The sequence below is a fragment of the Nitratireductor sp. CH_MIT9313-5 genome (assembly GCF_037029545.1).
Lineage (GTDB): Bacteria > Pseudomonadota > Alphaproteobacteria > Rhizobiales > Rhizobiaceae > Chelativorans.
On the sequence record NZ_JAYMER010000027.1, the window covers coordinates 1 to 6,051 of the forward strand.

Consider the following 6,051-nt stretch of genomic DNA (forward strand, 5'->3'; position numbering starts at 1 on the left):
ACCGTCCAGCAGCACTGTCACCAGCGCATGCGGCTTGGCCGTGCCGAGGAAGAACAGCATGGTCTCATCCGTGATGCCATCGGCAGGATCTAGCCCGCCATCCACCTCGATGCCGCTCACCACCGGTGCCGGTGAAGGCGTCTCGCTGCCATCGCCGCCGCCATTGGTGTCCACCACCACAGTGAAGGGATCGGAAGGCGCGGATACCGGATTGCCCGCCGCATCCTGCTGCGTGGCTGTTACCTGATAGGTACCGTCTGCAAGCGAGGTCGCGCTGTGGTCGAGATGCCAGACGCCATCCGCGCCCGCAATCTCCGAGCCGATGACGACGCCGTCCAGCATGACCGTCACCAGCGCATGCGGTTCCGCCTCGCCGAGAAAGTGCAGCGTCGTGTCATTGGTGATGCCGTCATCATCGGCATGACCATTGTCATCCAGAATGCCCGTGACCGTTGGCGGTTCGGCGGGCACCGGCGTGCCTTCGCCTGCACCATTGGTGTCGACCACCACCGCGAATGGCGCGGACATGGCAGACTTGGCATTGCCCGCCGCATCCTGCTGTTCCGCGGTCAGTTCGTAAGTGCCGTCATCAAGCACCGTGCCCGTATGGTCATAGCGCCACACGCCGTCATTATCGGCCTGCACCGAGCCCAGAAGCGCGCCGTCCAGATAGACCCAGACCGTGGCCAGCCGGTCGGCGGTACCCTCGAAGAAGAGTGTGGGATCATTGGTGATGCCGTCCTCGGGATCGATCCCGCCATCCGTGTCGATGCCGGTGATCACAGGCGCCTCGGTCGGCACCGTGCCGCCCTCATTGGTGTCGATGGTGAAGGCCAGCGGAGCGGACGCCTGGCTTTCCGTGCCGCGCGGGCTGAGTTGGGTGGCCGTAACCACATAGTCGCCGTCGGCAAGTGCGGCAGAGGTGAACTCCCAGACACCACCGGACACGATGGCCGTTCCCACAAGCTCATCCCCCAGATAGACATTCACCACCGTCCCGTCCTCTTCCTCGGACGTGCCATGGACCGTGGGCGTCGTGTCACTGGTGATATAGTCGCCGACTGTACCCGTATCCTCCACCAGATCGGTGATGACCGGTGCATCAGGCAGTTGCGCATCGACCACAACCGGCACCTTGCCGGACTCGTTGCCCGCTTCATCCCGCTGGCTCACATCAAGCTCGCGCCCGTCGGGCAAGGCCGGATCGAAGGGGATGGACCACGACCCGTCAGGCCCCACGATCGTGGAATAGTTCGGCGTTCCATCGCGCTTGTCGTCAATGATGATGGTCGCCCCCGGCTCGCCCGTGCCCGACAGTTCCCGTCCGTCGGTCGGATTGACCTGCGGCAGGTCGGGCGCTTCCCCGTCCACCACCACCGGCACCTTCTCCGATTCATTGCCGGCCGGGTCCTTCAGGCTCACATCAAGCTCGCGCCCGTCCTCAAGCGGCGGGTCGAAGGGAATGACCCATTTGCCGTCATCACCCACCACCGCCGTGTGATCGGGAATGCCATCGCCATTGTCATCTACGATCACCGTCGCACCGGGTTCGCCCGTGCCCGACAGTTCCTTGCCATTGGTCGGATTGACCTTGGGTGCATCGGGTGCCAGCGCATCCACCACTTCCCGCACCGGGTCGGATGGAGTGCCTGTCTCGGGATCCCGTCCGACAAATTCCAGTTCATCGCCATGCTCTGCCGGCGGCTCGATCGGGATCACCCAGTTCCCGTCATCATCGGCAATGGCCGAGGCATCGGGAATGCCGTCGCCGTCCCGGTCCATCTCGACAATCGTACCGGGCTTGGCCGTGCCGGTGGCTTCCCTGCCATTGGTCGGATTGACCACCGGCTTTGTGCCCGGCTGACCGCCGCCTCCATTGCCGCCGCCATTGTCGTCATCATCATCGAGCGCCAGAGCCAGACCGACCGCACCGGCGGCAAGCAAGCCGCCAATGGCAAGCGGGCCGGCAATGCCGGCAAGACCCGCACCGCCGCCAAAATCCGTATTGCTGCAGGCACCGGTACTCACCTGCGGCTGCAGGAGGCCGGGATATTCGTCGGCAAAGCTCACCGCCACATGGCAGCTTGCATCCTCATGCATGATCTGCAGTTCGCCGCGTTCCTCGTCATCCTCGAACCAGCCGCCCAGAATGATCTGCTCGCCATTGGTGAGCTCGATCACAAGATCATCGCCCACCCGCCGGTAATTGGCGATCTGGCTGGAAGACGCATCAAGCCGGATCTTCGAGATCGCCCGCGCATCAAGCGTCGGTGCAGCACCCTGGAAGATCACTTCCTGCGCAAGCGCATGATCGGATGAAATGAATTGCGCGCGAATATCCATGGAAGAACGTCCTTCAAATTGCCCCGGAAAAGCCCGGCCTGAAAAACGCCCCCACACGAAAATCAAACTGGCTCGGTGCGCGTTAAACAGCGCCCCGAACATCCTTGTTGTGAAGCAGGATCATGCCAGCTCCGCCTAGATCGTCACGCTCATCTGCTGATCGATCCAGAGCGTTGCGCCGCCGGAAGTGTAGACATCATAGGTGACGCCATTCTCGGTCTGGTCAGTGCCACTATCCGTGAAACCGGTAGCAGTGGCACTGTCGTCGATGTCGCCACGAAGTTTCACGAGCCCCGCATCCGACATGTCGAGCACGTCCTGTTCGGTGACGGTCATCCGGTTGGCTCCGCTGCCGGACAGATCAACCATCTCGATGCCCTTTACCGCGTCCTGGTTGAGCGCCGTCAGATCAAGATGCACGCCGCCGCCGGATATGACGAGCGTGTCATCACCCGCACCGCCATCGACCTTGAGGAACCCGGCGTCGGCCACCGTCAGGATGTCGTCGCCCTCATAACCAAGAAGCGTGTCATTGCCGCCCATGCCGTTAAGCTGGTCGTTCTTTTCCGAACCGGACATCCAGTCATCCGCCGCAGATCCCCTGCGAATGAAGCCGGAGCCAAATCCGTTTGCCTGCCCGTAGATGACATAAGCGGCACCGGCATCGGTTCCGCCAATGTCGTTTAATAGGGCACCGACAAGTATATCGGCCAGCCCGTCACCATTAATGTCGCCGCCAGCGCTCAGATGATAACCGAATCCTTCTTCTGAAGCTTCACTCAGCAGGCGCACACCCTCTCCCGGCTGCATCTTCGACAAGTCAACCACCCGCTTTCCATCGACAACCTCACCCCAATTGCCGTCACCGCGACCGAAGAGAATATATGCGAATTCTCCTTCCTTTCCTGGAACGGCGCTGCGCGCGCCCCCTATTAGAAGGTCGTCATGGCCATCGCCATTGAAATCACTCACCTCCAGTTCCGAAGAGTTCAAAGCCAACTCTTCCGAAATGATGCGGAAGCCCTCTCCTTCAGCCACGTCATCAAGCATCAGCCTTTGTTGACCCGTCCCCGGCACCCACCTGGTTCCACTTCGACCGAATATCACATCGATGTGCGTGCTTTGGGGAGCAGTGTTTATATAATGTTTTAGGACAATATCCCCGATCCCATCACCATTCAGGTCCCCGACTCCAGGGTGATACTGATACTGGTGCGGGTCCGTTACCAGAATGACTCCTTTTTCAGGCGCAAGATCGGCAATATTCAGAACCTGCTTGCCACCACTGACATTCCCCCAGCTGCGTTCCTCATTGCCGAAGATGATATGCGTTACTGTGGTATTCCCGGGCTCGTCGCGCCCGGTGATGAGAAAGTCATCGAGGCCATCCCCGTTGACATCGCCCATCGTTACGTCAGACCCAAAGTTTACGCCATTTGGATAACCGTTAATGATGAGCCCCTTGTCGGCGGGCAGATTCCTGAGATTCAAGATGCGGCTGTTCCCGCTCATATCCCCCCATTCACCGTCTTTCTCACCGAAGATCACATGCGCTTCACCTGGTTGTCGACCGGAGCCATTTGAACCGATGATAATATCGTCAACTCCGTCACCATCGACATCTCCGCCTCCCCACACCCTGTATCCGGTACGACTATATAACGGTAGGGTCATTATGAACCCGTCTGAGGAATCGAGATTATAGACGTCCATGATGCGCCTGCCGCCCACTTCCTCACCCCACTCCTTCCCTTCCCTTCCGAATACTACATACGCGCGCTCGACACTGCTGCCTTCTTGGTACTGCTCGCCGATGATGACATCCTGGATCCCGTCACCATTCAAATCGCCACCTGCATGTATATCCATTCCGAAATAGGACTCTATATTGCCGCGCAGCATGACGCCCTCATCAGGCGCAAGATTGGACAGATCCAGCACCTGTCGGCCGTCCTGCAGCGCCCCCCAGTCCTTCTCGGCACTGCCGAATATCAGGAAGGCCGTGCCATGCTGCCCGGCTTCAAAATCCAATGCCCCTACCAATGCATCGGCGAAGCCGTCATTATTCACATCGCCGATCAGATCAACGGTTCGACCAACCGTATCCCCGGCCTTATCCCCCACGATCACGAAGCCGCTTTCGGGGTTGAGCGTGCCCATTGACAACTCATGCGCCTGGCGCGCGATCACCTGCTCGGCAGTGGCCGTGATGCCTGCCGCGTTTCTTGCGCGCACGGTGACATTGAGAGTGTCGCCGACACCGAGATGGCTGAGATCGATGAGCTCCGATTCCCAATAGCCATTGGCATCCGAGATCATGGAGCCGATATTGACGCCCTCGACAAAGACATCGATGCGGATATTCGGATCCGTCGTGCCCGACAGGCGCGTTTCGTCCGCATGCGTGATGAAGTCTCCCACCTCGCCATAGTCGTTGGACATGGCGCGGATCGACACGCTCGGCGCATCCGTGTCCACGGTCACCTGATATGCATCGGAATAGCCCGAGATGTCATTGCCCGCCGCATCCTGCTGGCGCGCCGTGATCTGGTAGGTGCCCTGGCCCAGAGCGTTGTCCGTGTTGTCGACGAACCATTCGCCATTCTCATCGACAATGTTCGAGCCGATCTCGTCGCCATCGATGTAAAGCCACACCGTCGCTCCGGCTTCACCTGTGCCGAAGAAGAACAGGGTCTGGTCTTGAGTGATTCCATCACCGGGATCGAAGCCGGTATCATCCTCTATCCCCGTCACCACCGGCGCCGGTGTGGGATTGGCACCACCATTGTTAGTGTCGATCACCATGTCGAACAGGTTCGACGGGCCTGAAGGATCATTGCCCGCCGCGTCCTGCTGCGTGGCGCTGATCGTGTAATCGCCATCTGCAAGTGCTGCGGTCGGCTCCGTGCTCCAGCGCCCCTCGAAGACCGTGGCCGTCAGCGTTGCGACCACCGCATTGGCGCTATCGCGGATCGTCACCGTGACCACGGCGCCATCGGGCTCGTCCGAGGAGCCGAGGACCTGGATCGTGTCATCATTGGTGATGCCGTCATCATTCTCGCGGCCATTGTCATCGGCAATGGCGACAATCACCGGCGGCGGGGTGACAATGGTGCCGCCTTCATTGGTGTCGATGGTCACACTTGTGGCTTCGGACGCCCCGGATGGCGGATTGCCGGCTGCGTCCTGCTGGGTTGCCGTTGCGGTGTAGTTGCCGTCGGGCAGCGCCGGGCTTTCGCCCGTCGTCCAGGTGCCGTTGGCAACCGTTGCCGTCAGGGTCGCAACTGTTGCACCACCCTCATCCAGAAGCGTCACCGTCACCACCGTGCCGTCTGTTTCCGTCGAGGTGCCGGTGAAGGCGATTGTGTTGTCATTGGTGATGCCGTCGCCCACCACGCCGCTGTCTTCCTCAAAGCCCGTGATCACCGGCGGCTCGGTCGGCACCGTGCCCCCTTCATTGGTGTCGACAATGACGCGATAGGGGTCCGAGACGGGTGAAGGCGGATTGCCCGCCGCATCCTGCTGGGTGGCCGTCACCTGATAGGTGCCGTCGGCAAGCGTCGTGCCGGTGTGGTCATAGCGCCAGGCGCCTGCCTCGTCGGCAGTCGCGGTTCCGAGTTCCACACCGTCCAGCAGCACTGTCACCAGCGCATGCGGCTTGGCCGTGCCGAGGAAGAACAGCATGGTCTCATCCGTGATGCCATCGGC

2 protein-coding genes are annotated in these 6,051 nt (G+C 60.6%); both read right to left on the reverse strand.

Annotation, left to right across the window (positions count from 1 at the left end; genetic code table 11):
• The coding region (locus WA367_RS16725) for an Ig-like domain-containing protein (protein WP_336057918.1) at window positions 1-2,343 on the reverse strand (2,343 nt) is incomplete at its 3' end.
• 135 nt (window positions 2,344-2,478) lie between these two features.
• On the reverse strand, window positions 2,479-6,051 hold a 3,573-nt coding region (locus tag WA367_RS16730), incomplete at its 5' end, for an Ig-like domain-containing protein (RefSeq protein ID WP_336057919.1).